Source organism: Actinacidiphila yeochonensis CN732 (assembly GCF_000745345.1).
Classification (GTDB): domain Bacteria; phylum Actinomycetota; class Actinomycetes; order Streptomycetales; family Streptomycetaceae; genus Actinacidiphila; species Actinacidiphila yeochonensis.
In genome coordinates, this window is record NZ_JQNR01000004.1 from 532,900 (window position 1) to 558,781 (window position 25,882).

General features: G+C 74.3%; 17 protein-coding genes. 7 read left to right on the top strand and 10 right to left on the bottom strand.

Going from position 1 to position 25,882, the window contains the following annotated elements; all coding sequences use genetic code 11:
- Positions 1-163: 163 nt before the first annotated feature.
- The 5 genes from BS72_RS09075 to BS72_RS09095 form a co-directional block, all read right to left on the bottom strand.
- Positions 164-1,378, bottom strand: a complete 1,215-nt coding sequence (locus tag BS72_RS09075; RefSeq protein ID WP_037908525.1) for an acyl-CoA dehydrogenase family protein — start codon at positions 1,376-1,378, stop codon at positions 164-166.
- 1 nt (position 1,379) lies between these two features.
- On the bottom strand, positions 1,380-1,994 hold the full coding sequence (locus tag BS72_RS09080; protein WP_078901178.1) for a MaoC family dehydratase: 615 nt from the start codon (positions 1,992-1,994) through the stop codon (positions 1,380-1,382).
- A 2-nt stretch (positions 1,995-1,996) separates the two neighbouring features.
- The gene (locus tag BS72_RS09085; RefSeq protein WP_265736794.1) at positions 1,997-4,150 is read right to left on the bottom strand and encodes a protein meaA; all 2,154 of its coding nucleotides are present in this window, start codon (positions 4,148-4,150) and stop codon (positions 1,997-1,999) included.
- Between the two features lie 34 nt (positions 4,151-4,184).
- Positions 4,185-5,522: a crotonyl-CoA carboxylase/reductase gene (gene ccrA / locus BS72_RS09090; RefSeq protein ID WP_037909710.1), complete on the bottom strand. Its 1,338-nt coding sequence runs from the start codon at positions 5,520-5,522 to the stop codon at positions 4,185-4,187.
- A 425-nt stretch (positions 5,523-5,947) separates the two neighbouring features.
- Positions 5,948-7,351 (bottom strand): MFS transporter, encoded by a 1,404-nt coding sequence (locus BS72_RS09095; RefSeq protein WP_078901179.1) that lies wholly within the window; start codon positions 7,349-7,351, stop codon positions 5,948-5,950.
- 99 nt (positions 7,352-7,450) lie between these two features.
- Between BS72_RS09095 and BS72_RS09100 the strand changes: the two genes are divergently transcribed.
- Positions 7,451-8,536 (top strand): helix-turn-helix domain-containing protein, encoded by a 1,086-nt coding sequence (locus BS72_RS09100; protein WP_037908526.1) that lies wholly within the window; start codon positions 7,451-7,453, stop codon positions 8,534-8,536.
- Positions 8,537-8,555: 19 nt separating this feature from the next.
- On the opposite strand, the gene BS72_RS09105 is transcribed toward BS72_RS09100, so the two are convergent.
- From BS72_RS09105 to BS72_RS09125, 4 genes are all read right to left on the bottom strand, one after another.
- Positions 8,556-9,341, bottom strand: coding sequence for a TetR family transcriptional regulator (locus BS72_RS09105; RefSeq protein WP_037908528.1), 786 nt, complete (start codon positions 9,339-9,341; stop codon positions 8,556-8,558).
- A gap of 491 nt (positions 9,342-9,832) precedes the next feature.
- Positions 9,833-11,659, bottom strand: coding sequence for a 3-hydroxyacyl-CoA dehydrogenase family protein (locus BS72_RS09110; protein ID WP_037908531.1), 1,827 nt, complete (start codon positions 11,657-11,659; stop codon positions 9,833-9,835).
- A gap of 420 nt (positions 11,660-12,079) precedes the next feature.
- The gene (locus BS72_RS09120; RefSeq protein ID WP_232792290.1) at positions 12,080-12,613 is read right to left on the bottom strand and encodes a GNAT family N-acetyltransferase; all 534 of its coding nucleotides are present in this window, start codon (positions 12,611-12,613) and stop codon (positions 12,080-12,082) included.
- A gap of 77 nt (positions 12,614-12,690) precedes the next feature.
- A complete protein-coding gene (locus BS72_RS09125; RefSeq protein WP_037908540.1) occupies positions 12,691-13,752 on the bottom strand; it encodes an Rv2578c family radical SAM protein in 1,062 nt (353 codons plus the stop codon).
- A 183-nt stretch (positions 13,753-13,935) separates the two neighbouring features.
- Between BS72_RS09125 and BS72_RS09130 the strand changes: the two genes are divergently transcribed.
- Together BS72_RS09130 and BS72_RS09135 are read left to right on the top strand one after the other, a co-directional pair.
- Positions 13,936-14,379, top strand: coding sequence for an SRPBCC family protein (locus BS72_RS09130; protein WP_037908542.1), 444 nt, complete (start codon positions 13,936-13,938; stop codon positions 14,377-14,379).
- A gap of 191 nt (positions 14,380-14,570) precedes the next feature.
- Positions 14,571-17,276: an MFS transporter gene (locus BS72_RS09135; RefSeq protein ID WP_232792291.1), complete on the top strand. Its 2,706-nt coding sequence runs from the start codon at positions 14,571-14,573 to the stop codon at positions 17,274-17,276.
- A 469-nt stretch (positions 17,277-17,745) separates the two neighbouring features.
- Here BS72_RS09135 and BS72_RS09140 read toward each other — a convergent pair whose 3' ends face one another.
- Positions 17,746-19,440: a hypothetical protein gene (locus BS72_RS09140; protein ID WP_051950843.1), complete on the bottom strand. Its 1,695-nt coding sequence runs from the start codon at positions 19,438-19,440 to the stop codon at positions 17,746-17,748.
- Between the two features lie 706 nt (positions 19,441-20,146).
- Here BS72_RS09140 and BS72_RS09145 point away from each other — a divergent pair.
- From BS72_RS09145 to BS72_RS09160, 4 genes are read left to right on the top strand one after another with little or no spacing between them, the layout of a single operon-like run.
- Positions 20,147-20,983: a M55 family metallopeptidase gene (locus BS72_RS09145; protein ID WP_037908544.1), complete on the top strand. Its 837-nt coding sequence runs from the start codon at positions 20,147-20,149 to the stop codon at positions 20,981-20,983.
- Positions 20,976-22,373: a M20/M25/M40 family metallo-hydrolase gene (locus BS72_RS09150; protein ID WP_051950844.1), complete on the top strand. Its 1,398-nt coding sequence runs from the start codon at positions 20,976-20,978 to the stop codon at positions 22,371-22,373. The genes BS72_RS09145 and BS72_RS09150 overlap by 8 nt, the downstream gene beginning before the upstream one ends.
- A complete protein-coding gene (locus tag BS72_RS09155) occupies positions 22,370-24,373 on the top strand; it encodes a dipeptidyl-peptidase 5 (protein WP_037908545.1) in 2,004 nt (667 codons plus the stop codon). Before BS72_RS09150 ends, BS72_RS09155 begins: the two co-directional genes overlap by 4 nt.
- Positions 24,370-25,353 (top strand): S66 peptidase family protein, encoded by a 984-nt coding sequence (locus BS72_RS09160; protein WP_051950845.1) that lies wholly within the window; start codon positions 24,370-24,372, stop codon positions 25,351-25,353. The genes BS72_RS09155 and BS72_RS09160 overlap by 4 nt, the downstream gene beginning before the upstream one ends.
- The last annotated feature ends 529 nt before the right edge of the window (positions 25,354-25,882 follow it).

Genomic DNA, 25,882 nt, shown 5'->3' on the forward strand with positions numbered 1-25,882 from the left:
ATGGTGCAGGGGACGGCGGCTTTGGTGGTCGATGGTATCGGCAGACACCGGCAACTCGGCAAGCTGGTGGGCGAGTCGATGGCCGGTAACCATACATGCCGTTCTCACACAGGGTGAACCTTCGCGCGGGTAGCGCGGCGCCGGGCCACCCGAACCGGGACGTTCACCCCTCGACACGGTACTCCTCCAGCAGCCGGCGGCCGATGATCATTTTCTGGATCTCGGCGGTTCCCTCGCCGATCAGCAGCATCGGCGCCTCCCGGTAGAGGCGCTCGATCTCGTACTCCTTGGAGAAGCCGTAGCCGCCGTGGATGCGGAAGGAGTCCTCCACGACCTCCTTGCAGAACTCGGCGGCCAGGTACTTGGCCATGCCCGCCTCCAGGTCGTTGCGCCGGCCCGAGTCCTTGCGGCGGGCCGCGTTGACCGTCATCTGGTGCGCGGCCTCCACCTTGACGCCCATCTCGGCCAGTCTGAACTGCACGGCCTGGTGCTCGGCGATCGGCTTGCCGAAGGTGTGCCGGGTCTGCGCGTACGCGACCGCCAGCTCGAAGGCGCGCCGGGCCACCCCGCAGCCCCGGGCCGCGACGTTCACCCGGCCCACCTCGACGCCGTCCATCATCTGGTAGAAGCCGCGGCCGCCGGCGCCGCCCAGCACGCGGTCGGCCGGCACCCGGACGTCCTCCAGCACCAGCTCGGTGGTGTCGACGCCCTTGTAGCCCATCTTCTCGATCCTGCCCGGCACCGTGAGGCCGGTCACCCTGGGATTCGGGCCGAAACCCGGCTCCTTCTCGACCAGGAACGTGGTCATCGAGCGGTGCGGCGGGGCGTCCTCGGGCTGCCCCTCGTCGGTGCGGCAGAGCACCGCCACCAGGTTGGAGGTGCCGCCGTTGGTCAGCCACATCTTCTGCCCGTTGAGGACGTACGCGTCGCCCTCGCGGACCGCCTTCGTGCGGATCGCCGACACGTCCGAGCCCAGGCCCGGCTCGGACATCGAGAACGCGCCGCGCACCTCGCCGACGGCCATTCTCGGCAGGAAGTACTCCTTCTGCTCCGGCGTGCCGTGCTGCTGGATCATGTACGCCACGATGAAGTGGGTGTTGATGATCCCCGACACGCTCATCCAGCCGCGGGCGATCTCCTCCACCACCAGTGCGTAGGTCAGCAGCGACTCGCCGAGCCCGCCGTACTCCTCGGGGATCGTCAGCCCGAAGACGCCCATCGCCTTCAGGCCCTCGACGATGGCCGACGGGTACTCGTCGCGGTGCTCCAGCTCGGTGGCGACCGGCAGGATCTCCCTGTCGACGAACGACCGTACGGTGCGCAGGATCTCCTGCTGGACGTCGGTCAGTCCGTCGGTCTGCGCGAGGCGGTCGGCCATCTCAGTCCCCTTCCCTCTCCCTGGCGGTCGTCGCGGTTTCGGTGCCGGTCGCTGTCGTCGCTGTCGTCCCTGTGGCGGGGCGGGGCGGGGCGGGGTCTCGGGCCGGCGGCCGCCGGGGTGCGGGCTCCGGGCGGCTCGGCTGCCTGCCGCCACGCGCCTCGACGTGGCGCTCGGTGGGCACCATCACCCGGCGGCGGAAGACGCACACCAGGGTGCCGTCCTGCTTGTGGCCGCGGGTCTCCACGAAGACGACGCCCCGGTCGTCCCTGGAACGCGAGCGCCGCTTGTCCAGCACGGTCGTCTCCCCGTAGACGGTGTCGCCGTGGAAGGTGGGCGCCACGTGCCGCAGCGACTCGACCTCCAGGTTGGCGATGGCCAGCCCCGAGACGTCGGCCACCGACATGCCCAGCAGCAGCGAGTAGACGTAGGTGCCCACCACCACGTTGCGGCCGAACTCGGTCGAGCCCTCCGCGTAGTGGGCGTCCAGGTGCAGGGGGTGGTGGTTCATGGTCAGCAGGCAGAAGAGATGGTCGTCGTACTCCGTGACCGTCTTGCCCGGCCAGTGCCTGTACACGGCGCCGACCTCGAACTCCTCGAAGGTGCGTCCGAACCGCACAGTCAGACCTCCAGCTCGTTCGACTCGTCATGATCGTCCGGCACGTCCCGCTCGCCCGCCGTCTCCGGGGAGTCCGGGGCCTCCAGGGCGTGCAGAGCCTCCAGGGCGGCCCGGGTGTCCAGGCCGTTGGCACGCCGGATCTCGTCCGTGATCCGGCCGATGATCGCCGTGATACCGAAGTCCCTGGGCGTGAACACCGCGGCCACACCCGCCGCCAGCAGCCGCTCGGCGTCCCCGGCCGGGATGATGCCGCCCACCACGACCGGTACGTCCCCCGCCCCGGCCCGGCGCAGCCGCTCCAGCACGTCGGGTACCAGCGCCGTGTGCCCCCCGGAGAGAACGGACAGGCCCACGCAGTGCACGTCCTCGGCGACCGCCGCGGCCACGATCTGCTCCGGGGTGAGCCGGATGCCCTGGTAGACCACCTCGAAGCCGGCGTCCCTGGCCCGTACGGCGATCTGCTCGGCGCCGTTGGAGTGCCCGTCCAGGCCCGGCTTGCCGACCAGCAGCCGCAGCCGCCCGCCACCCAGCTCCCCGGCGGTGGCGGCCACCTTCCGGCGCACCGCCGCCAGCTCCACGGCCCCCTCCCCGGACAGCGCGGCCGGCGCGCCGCCCACCCCGGTCGGCGCGCGGAACTCGCCGAACACCTCCCGCAGCGCCCCCGCCCACTCACCGGTGGTGACGCCCGCGCGGGCGCACTCCACGGAGGCCGCCATCAGGTCCCCCCGCTCCTGCCGCCCCCGCGCGGACGTCCGCAGGGCCGCCAGCGCCCGCGCCGCACGCGGTTCGTCCCGCTCGCGGCGCCACGCGTCGAGCCCGGCCAGCACCCGCGCCTCGTCGGCCGGGTCCACCGTGAGCACCGCCGTCCCCAGGTCGGCGGTGAGGGGGCTGGGCTCGGTGTCCTGGAAGACGTTCAGCCCGACCACCGGCTCGTCGCCGGACTCGATCCGGGCCCGCCGCTCGGCGTGCGAGGCGACCAGCCGCCCCTTCAGGTAGCCGGACTCCACCGCGGCCACCGCCCCGCCCAGCTCCTCGACGTGCCGCATCTCGGCCTCGGCGCCCGCCACCAGCGCGGCCGTCTTCTCCTCCACCACCCGGCTGCCGTCGAAGAGGTCCCCGTACTCCAGCAGGTCGCTCTCCAGCGCCAGCACCTGCTGGATGCGCAGACTCCACTGCTGGTCCCAGGGACGCGGCAGGCCCAGCGCCTCGTTCCAGGCGGGCAGCTGCACCGCGCGGGCCCGGGCGTCCCTGGAGAGGGTGACGGCCAGCATCTCCAGCACGATGCGCTGCACGTTGTTCTCCGGCTGTACCTCGGTCAGGCCCAGAGAATTCACCTGAACGCCATACCGGAACCGCCGCTGCCGCGGGTCCGCCACGCCGTACCGCTCCTCGGTGAGGTGATCCCAGATCCGCCCGAAAGCGCGCATCTTGCACATCTCCTCGACGAACCGCACACCGGCGTTGACGAAGAACGAGATCCGCCCCACCACCTCGCCGCGCCGCTCCCACGGCACCTGCCCGGAGGCGAACACCGCGTCCAGCACGGCCACGGCGGTGGACATCGCGTACGCGATCTCCTGCACGGGCGTGGCCCCGGCCTCCTGGAGGTGGTAGCTGCAGATGTTGACCGGGTTCCACTTCGGCATCTCGCGCACCGTGTACGCGATCACGTCCGTGGTCAGCCGCAGCGACGGCCCGGGCGGGAAGACGTGCGTGCCGCGCGACAGGTACTCCTTGACGATGTCGTTCTGCGTGGTGCCCTTCAGCTCCGCCAGGTCGCAGCCCTGCTCCTCGGCGACGACCCGCAGCAGCGCCAGCAGCCACATGGCGGTGGCGTTGATGGTCATCGAGGTGTTCATCCGGTCCAGCGGGATGCCCGCGAACAGCCGCCGCATGTCGCCGAGGTGGGCCACCGGCACCCCGACCCGCCCCACCTCGCCGCGTGCCAGCGCGTGGTCCGGGTCGTACCCGGTCTGGGTCGGCAGGTCGAACGCGACGGACAGGCCCGTCTGCCCCTTGGCCAGGTTGCGCCGGTACAGCGCGTTGGACGCCTCGGCGGTGGAGTGCCCGGCGTAGGTGCGCATCAGCCAGGGGCGGTCCTTCCGGCGGGGGCCGCCCTCCCGGGGCCCACCCGCGGGGGCGGCCGGGGGCCGCACCTCCCGCGGGTCCTCGTTCGTCGTCACGGCGGCCTCACACCCCCCGGAAGCGGTTGATGGCGGGCAGGTGGCGTTCGCGCAGCTCCGGGTCGGTGACGCCCAGGCCCTCGGCGGGGGAGAGCGCGAGGACGCCGACCTTGCCCTGGTGGAGGTTGCCGTGCACGTCGTAGGCGGCCTGCCCGGTCTGCTCCAGCGGGTAGACGCGCGACAGGGTCGGGTGGATACGGCCCTTGGAGACGAGCCGGTTGGCCTCCCACGCCTCGCGGTAGTTGGCGAAGTGCGAGCCGACGATCCGCTTCAGGCTCATCCACAGGTACCGGTTGTCGTACTCGTGCCGGTAGCCGCTGGTGGAGGCGCAGGTGACGATGGTGCCGCCCTTGCGGGTGACGTACACCGAGGCGCCGAACGTCTCCCGGCCCGGGTGCTCGAAGACGATGTCGACGTCCTCGCCGCCGGTCAGCTCGCGGATGCGGGCGCCGAACCGCTTCCACTCGCGCGGGTCCTGCCGGTGCTCGTCCGGCCAGAACCGGTAGCCCTCGGCGGTGCGGTCGATGACGGCCCCGGCGCCCATCCGGCGACAGACCTCCGCCTTCCGGGGGCTGGAGACGACGCAGATCGGGGTGGCCCCGCCGGCCAGCGCCAACTGGGTGGCGTAGGAGCCGAGTCCGCCGCTGGCGCCCCAGATGAGGACGTTGTCGCCCTGCTTCATCCCGGCGCCGTTGCGGGAGACCAGCTGCCGGTAGGCGGTGGAGTTGACCAGCCCCGGCGCGGCGGCCTCCTCCCAGGACAGGTGGGCGGGCTTGGGCATCAGCTGGTTGGCCTTGACCAGGGCCAGTTCGGCCAGGCCGCCGAAGTTGGTCTCGAAGCCCCAGATCCGCTGCTCCGGGTCGAGCATGGTGTCGTTGTGGCCGTCGGCGGACTCCAGCTCCACGCTCAGGCAGTGCGCGACCACCCGGTCGCCGGGCTGCCACCTGTTGACGCCGGCGCCGGTGCGCAGCACCACGCCGGCCAGGTCGGAGCCGATCACGTGGTAGGGCAGGTCGTGCCGGCGGCCCAGCGGCGACTGGCGGCCGTACCGTTCGAGGAACGCGAAGGTCGGCACCGGCTCGAAGATCGACGTCCACACCGAGTTGTAGTTCACCGAGCTGGCCATGACCGCCACCAGCGCCTCACCGGGGCCGAGTTCGGGCACCGGGACGTCGTCGAGGTGGAGCGAGGCGCGCGGGTCCTTGGCGCGGCTCTCCTGCCCGGCGAACATCTCCGCCTCGTCCTTGTGCACGGTCACCGCGCGGTAGGACTCCGGCAGCGGCAGGGCGGCGAAGTCGGCGGTGGTGCTGCCGGGCGCCTCGACCGCGTCCAGGATCTCCTTGATCTCCTTCGTGGAACTGCTCATGTCACTCGCCTCCGCGATACGCCTCCCGGCCGGCGTGGCCGGGGTGCGCGAGGGTGGGTCGGATGGGCTGCTGAGCTGTGCTGCGCCGTCGTCGGTTCGGCGGATGCGAGACGGGGCCGGTGGGCCCCGGGGGAGAGCTGCGGTGTGCTCGGGGTGGGCGCGGGCCGCGCGGGTGCGGTCGAGGTGCTCGACGGGCTCCGGGGTGGCGCGAGCGGGCACGGCGTTCAGGGGCGGGCCGTCCCCGGGGGGACGGTGAAGGGCCGCGCGGGTGGCGCGGCATGACCTGTGACGCGGGCGGCCCGGACGCCGGGGGACAGCCGGGGTGCGCGGAATCGCGCACCGTCCGTCCGGGCTCCTCTCAAGGTATGGCACGGGGTGTCAGTCGTAAAGACACTGCGTGCCATTTACTTGCCTCGAATATGAAGCCGGCCCGTCAGCCGGGCGGATGAGGGGCCGTCCTGACCCTCCCGGACGGCCGTGACGCGGTGTCGGTGGTGATCCCGCCCGCCGTACGGCGCGTGCGGCGGCCGCGCGCGGGCGGTGCGAACCGGACCGGGGGCTTGGCGCCCGCTCGGCGCCGCGTCGTGATCCTTCTCGGTGGCGACGGCGGAGGCGGACAGGAGCGTCGCAGCGGAGAGGCCGCCCCAGAGGGCGGTCGGGCCGTGGGAGGCGAGAGCGGTGATGACCGCCGGGGAGACGGCGAGGCCGAAGCCCGTGGAGAGCTGGAATCGGGCGAGGGCACGTCCCAGGACAGGGGCCGGGGCGAGGGCGGTGACAAGTGCGGTGGCGCTGCCGGCGTAGATGATCTCGCCGATGGCGCAGACCACGGACACCGAGGCGACGGCCGGGGCACCCCAGCCGTGTCCCAGCGGGGTGGCCGCGAGGAAGCCCAGGTAGGCAGCGGCGAGGACCAGGCCGGCGAGAGCCAGCACGGCCCGCCGGGAGAAGCGGGACATGAAGACGGTGACCGGCACCTGCAAGGTGACCACCAGCACCGTGTTCGCCACGAAGACGGCCCCCGACCACACCGGGGACGCGTGCAGCTGTTCCACCAGGACCAGGGGGAGCGCGATTTCGGGGACGTTGAGGCAGAAGACGTAGACGACGTTGGCGGCCAGCAGCACGCGCATCCGGGGTGCGGGCCCGTCGGCCCTGGCCCCGCCCCTGTCCCCGCCCTTGTTCCTGTCCTCGGCCGGAGCAGCGGCCGGACGCGCGCACAGGTGGACCGACCATGCCAGGGCCGCAGCGGCGAGGTAGGCGAGCCCTGTGAGGGCTGCCAGCGCCTGCAACGCGGCGGTACCGCCCGCCAGGCACGCGGTGGCGAGGAGGGCGCCCGCGCCCAGGCCGGCGTTGCGCAGGGCGCGGCCGGCCGCGAGAGCGGCGTCGCGTTCGCGGCCGTGGGCGACCGTGGCCACGAGAGCCGCGTGGGCGGCCGGCCACGCCTGGTTTCCGAGGCCGAGGAAGAGCGCCGCCGTGGCGAACAGCCGGACGTGCCCGGCCGGGGTGGCCAGCAGCAGCGCCACGCCCAGCACCCGCACCAGCATCGACGCCGCCACGACCGTGCTGCGTGCGCCCCGGTCCAGCCAACGGCCCACCGCGGGCACGCACACCAGACCCGCGACGGTGCCGACCGTCATGGCGATGCCGGTGGCCGACGCGGACAGCTTCAGCACCGTCACCCCGTAGAGCAGCAGAAAGGGCCGCAGCAGGCCGGTGCCGAGCGCGTCCACGGCCAGAGCGACGGCATAGCGGGGGCCTCCGGAGGCACGGACGAGGGCGCGCGGCTGGATCCCGGTGGTGGTTGCCATGGCGTCAACGGTGCGTTCGGCCGCCGGGCCGGCGGCGTCGGTTGACGGAAACCGTCAACCGACGCGGCGGTCGGCCGTCTGACCGGAAAGGATGAGGGGGTGACGTTGAGAATCGACATCGGCGGTCCGCCGGGCGGGCGGCTGCGGTTCGCCGCCTCCCCGCTGGCCGAGCTGACCGCGATGCTGCACGTGCTGGCCGAACCCGGACATCACCCGCGGCTCGCCGGCTGGGCCGGGGACGTCTGGGCCGGGCTGCGGCCGGAGCTGGCCGAGCGGCTCAGGGAGGCGGAGTTCCTCTGGCGTTCCTCACGAGCCGACTTCCTGGTTCCCGCCCGTCCCCGGCCGACCCTCGCCGAGGAGTTGGACGACGTGGACCGGATCGACGACGAGACCTACGTGACCGCCGCGCTCGTCACCACGTGCGGCAGCAACAGGGTCCACTTCGCCGGTCCTTCGCCGCTCGCCGACGCGACGGCGCGCGAACGGGCCCTGGACCTGGCCCAGGCCCGCGGCGCGCTCCAGGAGGCCTTCGCGGAGCGGCTGCTCGCGGACCCGGCCGCCGTGCGGGCGCGGGTGCGGCACACCCTCGAACAGTGCGCCGAGGCGTTCTTCGACACGGCCTGGACGGGCATAGCCGTGCGGCTCGCCACCGATCTGCGTCTGAAGAACGACCTGTTGAAGCGCCAGGGCATCGGGGCGGCACTCGCATCGGTCTCCGGCGCCGTCACCCTGGCACCGGACGGCGACAGCGTCATCGTGGACAAACTCCAGGACAGTGCGACCAGCGCCCACGGCACCGGGGTCACGTTCCTCCCCAGCGTCTTCGGCCGCCCGCACCTGGTAGCCGTCCACGCGCCCGGATGGCAGCCGGTGGTGCAGTACCCCGTGGCCGAGTCGAGCCCCTCGGAGCCGGTACCGCTGGAGACGGTCACGCTACGGCTGGAGGCACTCGCGCATCCGGTACGGCTGCGCCTGCTGCGCACCCTGGCGCGCGGCCCGCACACCACCGGCGAGCTGGCGCACGCCTGGGAGCTCTCGCCCCCGGAGGTCTCCCGCCACCTCGCCGTGCTGCGCCGCTCGGGCCTGCTCACGACCCGGCGGCACGGTCGCTACGTCCGCTACGCCCTCAACCTGCCCGATCTGACGGCGCTGGGGGCCGACCTGCTGGCGGCCGTGCTGCGCTGAGCGGCCTCGGCCTTCCTGATCAGTGCTTGCGCAGAGCCGCCTCGATGCTGCGCATGATCTCGGCCGGCGAGGCGTCCGTCCGTGCGACGGCGACCACCACCTCGCCCTGGCGGGAGACCGACGGGGCCGCCGGGCCGGCCTTGGACGGTATCCGGCCGGCTCCGATGCCCGTGCCGAACGTCCGCTTGATGACGGCGAAGGCGTGGTCCAGTTGCGCCTCGACGTCGCCCTTCCCGCCGGCCCGCAGCCAGCGCCGCAGCACGTGGTTGTGGGCGGCCACCACCGCGGAGGCCGCGACCTCGGCCAGCAGCGGGTCGTCGTCGCCGTCGCGTTGGGCGCCCTCGTCGAAGTGGCCCAGCAGGTAGCGGGTGAAGAGCCGCTCGTAGCGCGCCACCGAGGCGATCTCGCGTTCGCGCAGGGTGGGCACCTCGCGGGTCAGCCGGTACCGCTCGACCGACACCTCGGGCATGTACGCGTACATCCGCAGCACCTCGGTGATGCCCCGGCACACGGTGTCCAGCGGGTGCTCGCGTGGATCGGCGGAGTCCAGCACCTCCTGCACCCTGACCAGCGTGTCGTCGTGGTCGGGGAAGATCGCCTCCTCCTTGGAGCGGAAGTGGCGGAAGAAGGTGCGCCTGGCGACACCCGCGCTCGCCGCGATCTCGTCGACGGTGGTGGCCTCGTAACCCTGCGTGGCGAACAGCCGCATGGCCGCCGCCGCGAGGTCCTGCCGTACCCGTTGACGCTGGGCAGCCGCGCGGCCGCCGGCGGTGTCCGCTGAGGCGGTCTTCACAGGCTGGGGCATGTGGGGAACCTAACACGGCCAGGTAAAGCGGCTCCCAGGTGGCCGGAAACAACCGTTCGCGGCCCGGCCCGGGACGCGCGGTCCGGCGGGCGGCCGCGGCAGGGTGGTCGGAGGGGGCGGACGTGTGTTCCCGCGCGCGGGAACACGCGTGGGCGAAGAGCGGGACCGGACGGCGGGCGGGGACGCGCGGCCGACCGCGGTCGGTGGGCCGGGACGGCTGTGCGGGCGTACGCAGGGGCCGGCGTCCGGAGCCGCCGGGTAAGGACCGCACGCCCCTGGGCGCCGCCCCTTACCCGGTCCAGGGGGCGGCCGGGGTCCGCTGCTGGTAAGGACCGTGCTCCAAGGCGTACGCCCCTTACCCGTCATGCGCGGCCGGACCCCTTGAGGGCGCGGGGCCGGGCCGGGCCTGCCGCTGACCAGCCCACGACGGCCCGGGCTCGACGGCCCCGCGCCGACCGCCCCGGCTCGACGCCCGGCCCCGTGGCGGCGCCTCAGCGGCGGGCGTGCTCGCGGAAGCCCCGGCCGGTCTTGCGGCCCAGGCAGCCCGCCGACACCAGGTGCTCCAGCAGCGGCGCCGGCGCGAGCCCCGGGTCGCGGAACTCCCGGTGGAGGACCCGCTCGATGGCCAGGGAGACGTCCAGGCCCACCACGTCGAGGAGCTCGAACGGCCCCATGGGGTAGCCGCCGCCGAGCTTCATCGCCGCGTCCACGGCGTCCACCGTGGCGTAGTGGTCCTGCACCATCTTCACCGCGTTGTTCAGGTACGGGAACAGCAGCGCGTTGACGATGAAACCGGCCCGGTCGGCGCAGTCCACCGGGTGCTTGCCCAGCCGCGCCGACACCTCGCGGACGGTGGCGGCCGCCTCCTCGCCGGTGAGCACCGTGGAGACCACCTCCACCAGCCGCATCGCCGGCGCCGGGTTGAAGAAGTGCATGCCCACGACGGCGTCCGGGCGGCCGGTGGCGCGGGCGACGGCCACGACGGGCAGCGACGAGGTGGTGGTGGCCAGCACCGCGCCCGGCCGGCAGACCTTGTCGAGGGTCCGGAACAGCTCCTGCTTCACGAACAGGTCCTCCGCGACCGCCTCGACCACCAGGTCGGCCGCCGCCAGGTCGTCGTACGACACGGCCGGCGCGACCAGCCCCACGGCCTCGTCGCGCCGCGCCGGCGTCAGCCGCCCCTTCGCCGCCGACCGGTCCAGCGAGGCCACGACCCGCGCGACGGCCCGCTCGGCCTTCGCCGGCGTCCTCGCCGCCAGCACCACCGGCAGCCCGGCCCTGGCGAAGACCTCGGCGATACCGGCCGCCATGGTGCCCGATCCGGCCACGCCCACCCGCCGCACCGGCCGCCCGCCGGAGTTCCGTCCGGACGTCCCGCCCAGGGCCGTTCCGGAGGCCGTTCGGGACGTCGCGCCCGGCACGGCCCCCGGCTTCGCGCCCGGCGTCCGCGCGTCGGCCACCACCTGCGAGGAACCGGGTTCGGCGTAGGTGTAGAAGCCGCGCCCGGACTTGCGGCCGAGCAGCCCCGCGGCGGTGAGCTGCCGGAGCACCGGCGCGGGCGCGAGCAGCCGGTCCCGGGTCGCCTCGTACATCGCGTCCAGGACGGTGGTGGCGGTGTCCACGCCGACGAGGTCCAGAAGCGCCAGCGGGCCCATCGGCAGCCCGCAGCCCAGCCGCATGGCCGCGTCGATGTCCTCCCGGGTCGCGTAGCGCGCCTCGTACATCGCGGCGGCCTGGTTGAGGTAGCCGAAGAGCAGGCCGTCGGCGATGAAGCCCGGCCGGTCGCCGACGGGCACCGGCTCCTTGCCGAGGCCGCGCACCAGCGCGGTGACCGCGTCGGTGGACTGGGGCGAGGTCAGCACCGTGGAGACCACCTCCACCAGCCGCATCGCCGGCGCCGGCGCGAAGAAGTGCAGGCCCAGCACCCGGTCGGGGCGGGCGGTGCCGGCGGCCAGCCGGGTCACCGACAGGGCGTTGGTGCCGGTGGCCAGGATGGTGTGCGGGGCGGTGACCCGGTCGAGGGCGGCGAACACCTCGCGCTTGACGTCGTACCGCTCGTCCACCACCTCCACCACCAGGTCGGCGCCGGCGGCGGCGCCGAGGTCGCCGTAGGCGCGGAAGCGGGCGAGCACGTCGGGCCGCTCGTCCGCGGCGAGCCGGCCGCGCTCCACCGCCCGGGCGGTGCGCGCCTCCAGCACGGCCGCGGCCCGCCGGGCCGCGTGCCGGTTCACGTCGATGCCGACCACCTCGTGGCCGGCGCTGACCAGTACTTCGGCGATGCCGGTCCCCATGGTGCCCAGGCCGACCACGGCGATCATGGAGGGCACGGAGAGCGGGGCGGGGGCGGCACCGGCGGATCGGGCCTCGGGCCGGGCGCCCGCGGCGGGCACGGACCCGGAGGGGGCGGACGCGGTTCCCGGCGCGGGCCGAGCGGAGGGGACGGAGGGACGGCAGCGGGGGACGTCGGACGGTCCATCGCGTGACTCCAGTGACAGCGGGACACCCGGGCGCGTCGGCGTGCGGGCGTGAGGGTGGGAGTGGAGTCGCGGGGCCCTGCGGCCGCGGCCGTGCGGGCGACCCGCGCGAGCGGCGGGCCCTGTCCCGGGCCCGCCGTGAAGTGCCGAACCGACAACGGCAGTCCACCCGGCGGCGCGTCACCACCGGCCGGGCGATCCCCTTCACGGTAACCGGCGGGTAACGTGCCCGCCACCCTTTTGCGCAGGTGATCTGTGAAGTGTTCAGATGAGCGGGGCGGGTGGCAGGTCGCGGACGTAGCGGACCTCGGTCACCGGCGCGCCCCCGTACAGCTCCACCGCCGCCGTGCCGTCCGGGGCGAAGCCGGCGGCGGCGTAGAAGCGCCGGGCCCGCGCGTTCTCCGCGACCACCCACAGGGCGAGGCGGGAGCATCCCAGGGCGGCGGCGCGGCGCAGTACCTCGGCGGTGAGGGCGCGTCCGACGCCGGTTCCCACCCGCGCCGGCAGAACGTAGAGGGTGTACAGCTCGGCGAGCGGGCCGCCGGCCGGCTCGCCCCGGTAGGGCCCGAACGCCGCCCACCCCACGACCTCGCCAACGGCGTCCTCGGCGACCAGGTTGTGCGCCCGGCCGGCGCCCCGGACGAGCATCTCCCGGCGCTCGGCGGCGTCCACCTCGACGTCCATCGCGTCCAGGTACGGCTGCGGCACGATGCCGGCATAGGCCCACCGCCATCCGGCCACCCGGAGCCCGGCCACCGCCCGGACGTCCGCCTCGACCATCGCCCTGACCACCGTCACGCCCGCGACCCTAGGGGCCGGGCCCGGCGGCGGCCCAACGGTTTTCAGCGCCGCCGCCGGGTGGCACCGCCGCCCCGTCACATCAGGGTGAGCTGGGTGCCGCCCTCCTCCGGCACGCGGCCGCCGTCCCCCCTCGCCGGCGCGCCGCCGGTGTCGGGCTCCTCGGCGCCGTCGGCGGCGGCGTCCCGGAACCCCCGAGCCGGGCCGCACCCGAACTCGGCGGCGAACTCGTGGACCTGGCGGGTGATCCGCCGCTGGTACCACTTCGGCGCGTAGGAGCCTCCCGCGTACAGCGCCTCGTAGCGCCGCAGCAGGTGCGGGTGGCGGCGGGCGAGCCAGGCCGTGTACCACTCCCTCGCCCCCGGACGCAGATGCAGCACCAGAGGCGTGACGGAGGTGGCGCCGGCCCCGGCTATGGCCCGCACGGTGGCCCGAAGCTGCGCGGGGGAGTCGCTGAGGAACGGCAGCACCGGCGCCATCAGCACGGAGGTCGGTATGCCGTTGGCGGCCAGGGTGCGGCACACCGCCAGCCGCGTCTCGGGGGAGGGGGTGCCCGGCTCGACGTCGCGCCACAGTCCGCCGTCGGTGAACCCGACCGACAGCGCCACGGACACCGAGGTGACCCGCGCCGCGTCCCGCAGCAGCTCCAGGTCCCGCAGGATCAGGGAGCCCTTGGTCAGGATGGAGAACGGGTTCGCCCGGTCGCGCAGCGCGCCCAGGATGCCGGGCATCAGCTGGTAGCGGCCCTCCGCCCGCTGGTAGCAGTCCACATTGGTGCCCATGGCGACGTGCTCGCCCCGCCACCGCGGCGAGGCCAGCTCCTGGCGGAGCAGCTCGGGCGCGTTCACCTTCACCACGATCTGGCTGTCGAAGTCGCGGCCGGTGTCCAGGTCCAGGTAGCTGTGCGTGCGGCGGGCGAAGCAGTAGACACACGCGTGGGAGCAGCCCCGGTAGGGGTTCACCGTCCAGTCGAAGCGCATCCGGGAGCCGGCCGGCACCCGGTTGAGGATCGAGCGGGCCCGCACCTCGTGGAAGGTGATGCCCCGGAAGCCCGGGGTGTCGAAAGTCCTGCTGGTGACCGCCGACGTGCCGAAGAGCGCGCCCGCGGAGTCGTCGGCGCCCAGCCCGTCCCAGCGCATGGCGCCCTCCTTCCGTCGTCCGTTCCCCCGCTGCCTCGCCGTTTCCGGCCGTCCCCCGTCCTGCTGTCGGCGCCGCGCGGTGCGGCGCCGACACCCACAATAGAACACAGTTTCGAAAATGGGGTGTGGTTGGCTGTGTGTCGCGTGAAACAGCACGCCGGACAACTAAACCGAGGAGAAGTCATGGCGCTGGTCGAGGCCACCACGGAGCGGATCGTCGCCGCGGACCCGGAGCGGGTCCACGCCGCCCTTGCCGACTACGCCGGCACCCGCGGCCGCCTGCTCCCTGCGCAGTACACCGAGTACGAGGTGCGCGAGGGCGGCCAGGGCGCCGGCACCGTCGTGCACTGGCGGCTCCAGGCCACGAGCAAGCGGGTGCGGGACTGCCTGTTCGAGGTCACCGAGCCCGGCCCCGGGCAACTGGTCGAGACCGACCGCAACTCCTCGATGGTGACGACCTGGACGGTCACCCCGGCCGGTGCGGGCCGCAGCAAGGTGGTCGTCAGCACCACCTGGCAGGGGGCCACGGGCGTCGGCGGGTTCTTCGAGCGGACCTTCGCCCCCAAGGGCCTCAACCGCATCCAGGACGAGGTGCTCGCCGCGCTCGCCTCCGACGTGGAGAAGTGACGGCCTGATCCGCTCCCCGTCGCGCACCGGCCCGTAACGCCCCCGGCCGCCCTCCGGTTTCGCCCGCATTCACTGGTACGGGTGAATCTCCCCGCTTTGCGGGAATCGTCGCGCCCGCGTCTCGTTGTCGCCTCATGGCGGGTGAGGTGGCTGACGGTCGCGCGGCAGGCGCGGCGAGGGGAGTGGCTCAGGTGGGCAGCACGCTGGTCGAACGGACGGCGGCGGCGGAGGGCGACGGGGCCGGGGACCGGAGCGCGGGCGGTGCGGCGCCGCCGGGCGGTGTGCCCGCGGCGGGCGGCGGCCCGGAAGCCGCGCCGGCGGCCCCGGCCGCCGGCGCGCCCGGCCCGGCGCCGGGGAGCACGGCCGAGGCCGGCTTCGAGGACGGCGCGGCTTCCGCGCCGCCGACCGCGGGAGCCGACGAGGGGCCTGCGGCCGGCGGTGCGGAAGGGAGCGCCCGCGGCACCGAGGGCGAGGTCTGGACCGGCGCCGGCGAAGGGCTGACCCCGCGCGGGATCAGGCTGGTCTTCGTCGGACTCATGCTGGCGCTGCTGCTGGCCGCGCTGGACCAGATGATCGTGGCCACCGCCCTGCCCAAGATCGTCGGCGAACTGCACGGCCTGGACCGCATGTCCTGGGTCGTCACCGCCTACCTGCTCGCCTCCACCATCGGCCTGCCCGTCTACGGCAAGCTGGGCGACCTCTTCGGCCGCAAGCGCGTGTTCCAGTTCGCGATCCTCACCTTCGTCGCCGGCTCGGCGCTCGCCGCGTGGTCGCGGTCGATGAACGAGCTGATCGCCTTCCGCGCCGTCCAGGGCGTCGGCGGCGGCGGGCTGATGATCGGGGTGCAGGCGATCATCGCCGACATCGTGCCGCCCCGGCAGCGGGGCCGCTTCATGGGCCTGATCGGCGCGGCCTACGGCGTCGCCTCCGTCGCCGGGCCGCTGCTCGGCGGCTTCTTCACCGACCACGCCTCCTGGCGCTGGTGCTTCTCCATCAACGTTCCCTTCGGCCTGCTCACCCTCCTGGTGATCAGCCTGGTGCTCAAGCTGCCCAAGCCCGCCGCCAGACCCCGCCTGGACCTGCTCGGCGCCCTCCTGCTCGCCGCCGGCTCCACCTGCCTGGTGCTGCTGACCACCTGGGGCGGCTCGACGTACGGCTGGCGCTCCCGCGAGATCACCGGCCTCGCGGTCGGCACCGTCGTCTGCGCCCTGCTGTTCCTCCTCGTCGAGCGGTTCGCCAAGGAGCCGATCATCCCCCTGCGGCTGTTCCGGGACGGGGTGTTCAACACGACGGCGCTCATCGGCGCGGTCGTCGGCGTCGCCCTCTTCGGCGCGGCCAGCTACCTGCCCACCTTCCTCCAGATGGTGGACGGCGCCAGCGCCACCGGCTCCGGCCTGCTGATGCTGCCGATGATGCTCGGCGTCGTGGTCGCCTCCATCGTCTCCGGCCAGCTCATCAGCCGCACCGGCCGCTACAAGGTCTTCCCGGTGCTGGGTGCCGCCCTGTCGGCCGTCGGCATGTACCTGCTGTCGCTGCTCGACGTGCACACCGGCCGCCCCGAGTACAGCGCCTACATGGCCGTGCTGGGCCTGGGCATCGGCATGATCATGCCCGTGCTGGTGCTGGCCGTGCAGAACTCCGTGCGGCCCGCCGACATCGGCTCCGCCACCAGTGCCAACAACTACTTCCGGCAGATCGGCGGCTCGGTCGGCGCCGCCGTCTTCGGGACCCTGTTCGCCGACCGGCTCACCCGCCGGCTGGCCGTCGAACTGCCGCACGGCGTGCGGCTGCCCGACGCCCAGTCCGTCACCCCGCAGCTGGTCCGCACCCTGCCGCCCGCGGTACGCGAGGGCTACGTCCACGCATACGCCGAGGCCATGCCGCGGATCTTCCTCTACCTGGTGCCGGTCCTCGTCCTCGGCTTCCTCTTCGCCTTCCTGCTCAAGGAGAAACCCCTGGTGACCCAGCACGGCCCCGCCGCCCAGACGGCGTACGAACCCGGTTTCGACCCCGGCTACGCCGTGGCCCACGACCCGGCGGGAGAGCTCGGCCACGGCGCCGGCGGCTTCACGGCGGCCACCGGCACGCTCCCGCCGCCCGTCGAGTCGGCGGTGCCCGGCGCCCGGCGCGGCGCGTCCGGCGGCATCCCGGTCTGCGGCACCGTCCAGCACTCCGACGGCACCTCGGTGGGCCGGGCCGCGCTCACCCTGATCGACGGCGCGGGACGGCAGATCGGCCGCGGCGCCACCGCCGAGGACGGCCGCTACGCGGTCAGCACCCCCGGCCCGGGCAGCTACGTACTGATCGCCGCGGCCGGCGGCCACCAGCCGCAGGCCGTCACCGTCACCGTGGCGGACCACCCGGTCGAGCTGGACGTGGTGCTCGGTGGAGCCGGGCGGCTGGCCGGCACCGTGCACACCGCCGACGGCACGCCGGTCCGGGAGGCCGTGGTCACCCTCACCGACGTGCGCGGCGACGTCGTGGCCACCGCCCGCAGCGGCCGTGAGGGGGCGTTCGCGCTCACCGAACTCGTCGCCGGCGAGTACACCCTGGCCGCAAGCGCGCCCGCCTTCCGCCCGGCTGCCCTGCCCGTGTCGGTGCAGGCGTCCCGGGAGACCCGGCAGGACATCGAGCTGGCCGGCGGCGCCGTGCTGCGCGGCACCGTACGGGCGCCCGGCGGCCGGCTGGTGGAGGACGCGCGGGTGACCCTGCTGGACGCGGCGGGCAACGTCGTGGACTCCGTCACCACCGCCGGCGACGGCCACTTCCGCTTCGTCGACCTGGCCGCGGGGGAGTACACCGTGATCGCCGCCGGCTACCCGCCGGTCGCCACGGTGCTCCAGGTCGCCGGTGGCGGCCGCACCGAGCGGGACCTGCAACTGGGCCACGCGGACTGAGCCGCCCCCGGCCGCCCGGGGACTGGGCCCGGCAGCGCACCGCCTCGGAACTCCGGGGCGCGCTGCCGGGCCCAGCCATGTAGGGGGCGGGGGCTCCGCCGGCCGACTGACGCCGCCGTGACGAGCGCGCTGCCGCCCCCTACGACGCCGCGGTCCCGAGACCCACGCCGCCGAAGCAGGCCGGACAGGAGCGGTGCTGCCCACCTGCTGCCGTCAGCAGCCCTCGTGGTGGCAGCCTCCGGAGCCCGGTCGGCCACCTTCCGGGCCGGTCCTCGCGGGCGCGTCCTCCCCTCGGCACCACCGGGTGCGGGCGCCGAGGCCGGAGGCTTGGCTCCGGCCCCCGGCGGCGGCGCGCGGCAGACCAGGACCGCCGGGCTCAGGCTCGGCGGTCGGGAGGGTCAGGACGGTCAGGCTTGGCGGGCTCCGGCTGGGCGTCAGGCGTGGCGGCGTCAGGCGTGGCGGGCTCGGTTCAGGTCTTGGCGGGCTCGCGCCCCGCGCCGCTCTGGATCTGTGCCTTGTCGCACTGGGTGCCGCGGATCAGCGCGAAGGAACCGCCGATCTTGTAGGTGCCGGCGGCGGGTGCGTACAGCCGCGTCCAGTCGCCGTCCGGCGCCAGGCAGCCGTGGTCGGAGTCGTTGGAGCCCTCGATGCCCAGCACCGGGGACCACGGGATTCGCAGCAGCGCCGACCCGCTGCTGGTCATCCGCACCGTCAGGTCGGCCGGCCCGGCCCGCTCCACGACGGCAGGGTGCTCGGCCAGCGGCAGCGGGTCCTTGACGGAGAACACCCGCCAGTCCGCGTCCTGCCAGACCTCGGTCAGCCCCGGGGGGCCGGCTGCCACCAGCCGGGCCTCGGCGACAGCCGCGCCGTCCGGCGGCGCCGAGGGCAGCACCACGTACCGCACCCCCCAGTTGCGCAGCCACTTGTAGTAGGTGGCCCCCGACAGAGTCCCGTCGTAGAAGAGCGCGTTGCGCTCGACGTCCGCCTGCCGGTTCCAGCCGCGCGCCAGGTTCACGTAGGGCGACAGGCCCGACGCCTCCCAGTGCGAGCGCAGCGGCACCACCTCGACACGACCCAGGTCGGCGTGGAGCGTTTTGAGTTCGTCGATGAGCGGGGCCGCGTGGTAGGAGGCCACCGCCGACGAGGTGATGACCTGGTCCACTATCGGCGTGACGATCTGCCAGGTCGCGGCACTGGCGAAGGAGAGCCAGAGCAGCACCGAGCGGCGGGTCCGCCGGGTGCTCGCCATCGCGACGATGAGCAGCACCGTGCCGCCGAACAGGAGCGCCAGGCGCTCCACGTTGCTGCCGATCGGGGAGGGGATGACGAACGTCAGCACCACGCCCAGGGCGTAGACCCAGGACCCGATGAACACCGCCCGCCAGGTCCGCGGCACCACCAGGCCCACCACGACCGACACCGCGAACGGGATGATCGCGAAGTACCACTTGAAGGGCTGCACCCCGTAGAACGGGAAGAGCAGCGACGTGGCCCCGATCACGACGGGCGGGGCCGCGGCGATCAGGTACGCCTCCTTGTGGCGCCTGGTCAGGAACAGCACCGCGGCCACGACCATCATGAAGAGCCCCGCCACCGGGCTGGCCATGGTGGCCAGGGCCGTCAGCGCGGTGGCGGCGACCACCCGGGAGGGCCGCCCGCGGGCCGCCCGCTCGTCCGGGTAGAGCAGGGCCGCGGCGATCAGGGCGAAGAGCATGCCGAGCGCGAACGTCACCCGGCCGGAGACGACATCACCCCAAAGAGCGAGCGTGGTCCACAGCACCGGGATCAGCGGCCGCTTGATCCGCGCCCGGGTGAGCATCAGCGCGGCCACCCCGGCGGTCAGCGTGCCGGCCAGCACCCCCGTGGTGCGCACCCCGAGTATCGCCATGATGTAGGGCGACAGGATGCTGTACGAGGCCGGATGCATGCCGCCGTACCAGGAGAGGTTGTACGTGGCGGAGGGGTGCGCCCTTATGAACTCGGTCCAGGCGTACTGGGCGGCCATGTCGCCGGAGTCCTTGGCCAGGTAGAGCGCCCACAGCAGGTGGAGCACCGCGGCGAGGACGGTGGCGACGGCGACCGGGTGCCGCCAGTCGATCCGCTGGATGAGCGCCCGTGGACCCCGGACGGCGGCAACGCGGCGCGCGGGCTGCAGGGTGGTCACGTGACCTCTTCCGTTGCGGTACGGGGGCTCCCGGCCGGAGTCCCGTCCGGCGGAGTCGGGCCGACGGCGCCACCCGGGGGCCCTTCATGGTTCGAAAAACAGGATTCGGACGCTAGCACGGCGGGCAGGGTTCCCACCGCGCGGGCGCGTACCCGAGGCGTGCGGGACGCGCGCGGAACAGGGCCTCTTGTCGCAGCCCCCTCGCCCGTACCCGTGCCCCACCCCGCGCCCACGCCGTTCGCCTGCCCCCTGTCGGCCACCGTAGTCGGCCGCGGCCCGGCCGCCGTCCTCGGGTGGGACGTTTCCGGCCGGCCCCGCGGGCACACCAACCAACCACGGACGGGCCCGGGTCCGCCACCGGTTTCCCGGGGAGGAGAACGGCACGCGGCAGCGGTCGGTAGGCGGCGACGGGACGGGGTGCGGGGCGGCGGTGGCCGCCGGCCGGGCGCGGGTACCGCCGCCGGCCACGGAGGGTGCCCGCCGCCCGCGGTGCACCGGGGCGTCCGAGGGTGGGGCCGCAGACCGAGGCGGAATGCGCGGAGCGCCGAGAGCCCGCCCTGAAGCCTGGAGAAGGGGCTGGTCGCGAGTGACGGACGGGCCGGCGACGGGCCTTTGGCGGAGGCGGATAAAGGTATAGACCACTGGTTATCCACAGGGCGGGCAAGGGGTGGCACAGGCACGTGGTCGCCGCGTAACGTGACGTGCCATGACGAAGATCCTGATCTCGGCGGACATGGAAGGCGCGACCGGTGTGACGTGGCCGGCCGACGTCCTGCCGGGCAGCGAGCAGTGGCAGCGGTGCCGCCACATGTTCACCTCCGATGTCAACGCCGCGATCGCCGGTTTCTACGACGGCGGCGCCGACGAGGTGCTCATCAACGAGGCCCACTGGACCATGCGCAACCTCCTGCTGGAGAAGCTGGACGAGCGGGCCCAGATGCTCACCGGCCGCCACAAGGAGCTGTCCATGGTCGAGGGCGTCCAGCACGGGGACGTCGACGGCGTGGCCTTCGTGGGCTACCACACCGGGGCCGGCACCGAGGGCGTCCTCGCGCACACCTACCTCGCCAACTCCATCACCGGAGTGTGGGTGAACGGCGAGCCCGCCAGCGAGGGTCGCCTGAACGCCCTGGTCGTCGCCGAGTACGGCGTGCCCGTCGTCCTCGTCACCGGGGACGACCGCACCGGCCTCGACGCGCACGGGTACGCCCCGCACGCCAGGACCGTCGCGGTCAAGGACTACGTCTCCCGCTATGCCGCGGTCTGCCGGCCGCCGGCCCGCACCGCCGCCGACATCCGCGCCGCCGCCCGGGAGGCCGTCCCGCTCGCGGTGCGCCACGAGCCGGCACGACCCGGCTCGTACACGGTGGAGCTGGAGTTCGACGCCACCCACCTGGCCGGCGCGGCCACCGCGGTCCCCGGGGTCGAGCACTCCGGCCCGCGCCGCGTCGCCTACACCCTTCCGACGATGTACGAGGCCGTCCGGGCCTTCAAAGCCGTCACCACTCTCGTGTCCCAGGCCGTGGAGGAGCAGTATGGCTGAGCACACCGCCCCTGGCGCCGTCGGCGCCCTCGCCCCCTTCGGGGCGTCAGCGGTAGACGACCAGGCGCTCGAAGAGGTGGTCCGCTTCACCTCCGAGCTCATCCGCATCGACACCACCAACCGCGGCGGCGGCGAGGGCAACGAGCGGCCCGCCGCCGAGTACGTCGCCGAGAAGCTGGCCGAGGCGGGTATAGAGCCGTGCCTCCTGGAGTCCGCGCCGGGCCGTGCCAACGTTGTCGCCCGGGTACCCGGCACCGACCCCTCGGCCCCGGCCCTGCTGGTCCACGGCCACCTCGACGTGGTGCCCGCCGAAGCCGCCGACTGGTCCGTGCACCCGTTCTCCGGCGAGGTCCGCGACGGTGTCGTGTGGGGCCGCGGCGCCATCGACATGAAGAACATGGACGCGATGGTGCTGGCCACCGTCCGCGCGTGGGCCCGCACCGGCCACCGCCCGGCCCGCGACATCGTCCTCGCCTTCACCGCCGACGAGGAGGACAGCGCCGACTACGGCTCCGGCTTCCTCGCGAACAAGCACGCCGAGCTCTTCGAGGGCTGCACCGAGGGCATCAGCGAGTCCGGCGCCTACACCTTCCACGCCGGCGACGGCCTGCGCCTCTACCCGGTGGCCGCCGGCGAGCGCGGCACCGCCTGGCTGCGGCTGACCGCCCGCGGCAAGGCCGGCCACGGCTCGAAGGTCAACCACGCCAACGCCGTCAGCCGGCTGGCCGCCGCCGTCTCGCGGATCGGCGAGCACCGCTGGCCTCTGCGGCTCACTCCCACCGTCCGCGCCGCCCTCATCGAGCTGGCCGCGCTGCACGGGGTGCCCGCCGACCTCAGCAGCGACGAGAGCGTCGACGCCCTGCTGGACCGCCTGGGCGCGTCCGCCTCCCTGGTGCGGCCCACCGTCCGCAACAGCTCGAACCCCACGATGCTCCAGGCCGGCTACAAGGTGAACGTCATCCCCGGCTCGGCCACCGCCCACGTCGACGGGCGCGTGGTGCCCGGCGGCGAGGAGGAGTTCGTGACCACCATGGACGCCCTCACCGGCCCCGACGTCGAATGGGAGTACCACCACAAGGAGGTCGCCCTCCAGGCCCCGGTCGACTCGCCCACCTACGCGGTCATGCGCGAGTCCCTGGAGCACTTCGACCCGGACGCCCACGTCGTGCCGTTCTGCATGTCGGGCGGTACCGACGCCAAGCAGTTCTCCCGCCTCGGCATCACCGGCTACGGCTTCTCGCCGCTGAAGCTGCCGCCGGACTTCGACTACCAGGCGCTCTTCCACGGCGTGGACGAGCGCGTGCCCGTGGACGCCCTGCACTTCGGCGTGCGGGTCCTCGACCGCTTCCTGCGCCGCACCGGCGCCCCCGCAGAGAAGGAGACCCGGTGACCACCGACGCCACGACCGCCACTCTCGCGTACGGCACCTGGCCGTCCCCGATCGACGCCGCCGGCGCGGCCGCCCACGACGGTGCCCCGGAGTTCGTCGGCACCATCGGCGAGGAGGTGTGGTGGACCGCGCCCCGGCCCGCGGAGGCCGGCCGCCGCGCCCTGGTGCGCCGGCTGCCCGACGGCACCGAGCAGATCCCGCTGGCCGCGCCCTGGAACGTGCGCAGCCGCGTCATCGAGTACGGCGGCACCCCCTGGGCCGGCGCGATCGTCGACGGCTCCGTGCTGGTGGCCTTCGTCCACCACGCCGACCAGCGGCTGTACGTCTTCCGCCCCGACGCCCCCGACGCCGCCGGCCGGGAGCCGCGCCCGCTCACCCCGCTGTCCGCCGTCGGCGGCGGCCTGCGTCTCGCCGACCTCACCGTCGACGCCGCGCGGGGCGAGGTGCATGCGGTGCTGGAGGAGTTCACCGGCGAGGGCTCCCAGGACTGCCGGCGGCTGCCGGTCGCCGTACCGCTGGACGGCTCCGCCGCCGAGGACCGCGCCGCGATCCGCGAACTCGCGCCCGCCGCCCACCGCTTCGTCACCGCCCCCCGGACCTCCCCGGACGGCAGCCGCGCCGTCTGGCTGGCCTGGGACCACCCCCGGATGCCCTGGGACGGCACCGAGCTGCGGATCGCCCCGGTGGCCGCCGACGGCACGCTCGGCGAGGGCCGCACCCTCATCGGCGGCCCGGAGGAGTCCGTCACCCAGGCCGAATGGGCGCCCGACGGCAGCCTGCTCGCCGTCACCGACCGCACCGGCTGGTGGAACCTGCACCGCGTCGACCCCGAGACGGGCGACGCGGTCAACCTCTGCCCGCGCGAGGAGGAGTTCGGCGGCGCGCTGTGGCGCCTGGGCCAGCGCTGGTTCCGGCCGCTCGACAACGGGCTGATCGCCGTCCTGCACGGCGTCGGGGCGCCCCGCCTCGGGGTCCTCGACCCGGCGACGGGCGAGGTCACCGACGCCCCCGGCGGCTGGACCGAGTGGAGCCCCGTCCTCGCCGCCGCCGGCACCCGGGTCATCGGCATCGGCGCCGGCTCCCGCACCGGGCACGAGGTCGTCGAGCTCGACACCGCGACCGGGCGCACCCGCGTGCTCGGCAACGCCCACCACGACACCGTCGACCCGGCGTACCTGCCCGAGCCGCAGGCCCGCGTCTTCACCGGCCCCGGCGGGCGCGAGGTGCACGCCAGCGTCTACCCGCCGCGCAACCCCGCCGCCACCGGCGAGGGCCCCGCACCCTACGTGATGTGGGCGCACGGCGGCCCGACCAGCCGCGCCGCGACCGTCCTCGACCTGGAGATCGCGTACTTCACCTCGCGCGGCATCGGCGTGGCGGAGGTCAACTACGGCGGCTCCACCGGCTACGGCCGCGCCTACCGCAACCGGCTGCGCGACCAGTGGGGCGTCGTCGACGTCGAAGACTGCGCGGCCGTCGCCGAGGGACTGGTGGCCGAGGGTGCCGCCGACCCGCGGCGGCTGGCCGTCCGCGGCGGCAGCGCCGGCGGCTGGACCAGCGCCGCCGCGCTCACCAGCAGCACCACCTACGCCTGCGGCACGATCATCTACCCGATCCTGGACCTCACCGGCTGGTCCCTGAGCGGCGGTGAGACCCACGACTTCGAGTCCCACTACCTGGAGTCCCTGATCGGCCCGTTCGCCGAGGTGCCCGAGCGCTACCGCGACCGCTCGCCGGTCAACCGCGCGGACCGGGTCACCGTGCCGTTCCTGCTCCTCCAGGGCCTGGACGACCCGATCTGCCCGCCCGTGCAGTGCGAGCGGTTCCTCGAAGCCATCGCGGGCCGCGGCATCCCGCACGCCTACATCGCCTTCGAGGGCGAGAGCCACGGCTTCCGCAAGCTGGAGACCATGGTGGCCAGCCTGGAGGCCGAACTCTCGCTCTACGGGCAGGTCTTCGGCTTCGAGCCGGACGTGCCGCACCTGGGGCTGACCACATGACCGATCGGCTCACCAGGGTGTCCGACGTGGTCGGAGTGCCGGTGCCGGCCCTCATCCGGCCGCGCCGGCTCACCCCGGGCGACCGCGTCTCCGTGGTCGCCCCCAGCGGTCCGGTCCCCGCCGAACGGCTGGAGGCCGGTCTGGAACTGCTGCGGAGCTGGGAGCTGGAACCGGTCGTCGCTCCGCACGTCCTGGACGGCCACCCCTCCGGCTACCTCGCCGGGGCCGACCGGGCCAGGGCCGACGACCTCCAGGACGCCTGGTGCGACCCGACCACCGCCGCGGTCCTGTGCGCCCGCGGCGGCTACGGGGTGCAGCGGATGGTCGACCTGCTGGACTGGGACGAGATGCGCGCCGCGGCCCCCAAGGCGTTCATCGGCTACAGCGACATCACCGCCCTCCACGAGGCGTTCGCCACGAGGCTGGGGCTGGCGACGCTGCACGGGCCGATGGCCGCCACCGAGACCTTCCTCAAGGACGGTCCCACCCAGGAGGGCCTGCGCACGGCGCTGTTCGAGCCGGAGAAGGCCCTCGTGCTCGGCCCGGCCGGCGCCCGCACCCTGGTGCCCGGGCGGGCCGAGGGGGTCACCCTCGGCGGCTGCGTCAGCCTGCTTGCCGCCGACCTCGGCACCCCCTACGGCCGCCCCTCGGCCGCCGGGGGCATCCTCGCCATCGAGGACGTCGGCGAGGAGGTCTACCGGCTGGACCGCATCCTCACCCAGCTGCTCCGCTCCGGCTGGCTGGACGGGGTGTGCGGCATCGTCCTGGGCTCCTGGCAGGACTGCGGCCCCTACGAGAACGTACGGGCGCTCTTCCTGGACCTGCTCGGGCCGCTCGGGGTGCCCGTCGTCGAGGAGTTCGGCTTCGGCCACTGCCCCTCCACGATCACCCTGCCGTTCGGCGTCCCGGCCGTCCTGGACGCGCCCGCCGACCCGCAGGCCGCGCCGACCCTCACCTTCGGCGTCCCCGCGCTGGTTTGAACCGGCTCCGGCTCCGAGCCGTACGTCCGTGCCCGGCCGGGCGGGCCGGTCCGGGTGGGCACGGCCGGTCTGCCCGGCGACCGCTCCGGCGACGTTCCAGCCGTCGCCGGAGCGGGTTCGGAGCGGGGCCGGGACGGGTCCCGTGCGGTCCTGGATGGACCCGGGGCTGGGGAGGCGGGAGAGCCGGCCCCCGGGCCTCCGCGCGCGCCGTCGAGTCCCGTCGACGCTACGGAACGTGACGAATTGTCATATGCTTCCGGCCCATCCGCCGGGTCCCCCGTGAGAACCGCGACGGCCCGCGGGGGCAACCGGTTTCTGCGGGAGCCCGGTCCCCGCGGGGGTGCCGACCGGGCCGAGGGGGAGGCGGATCGGGTCGCACGCGGCGCCGCGCCATGCCGGGTGTGTCCGCCCCGCTGACTCCGGATGCGCTCCCGGGACCGCTGCGTCCACGGCGTGCTGCGTAGCGGCCCTGCGGCGCCTGACGTCCACGCACCGCCGGTGTCCTCCGTAGCCGGTCCGGTCGGCTCCA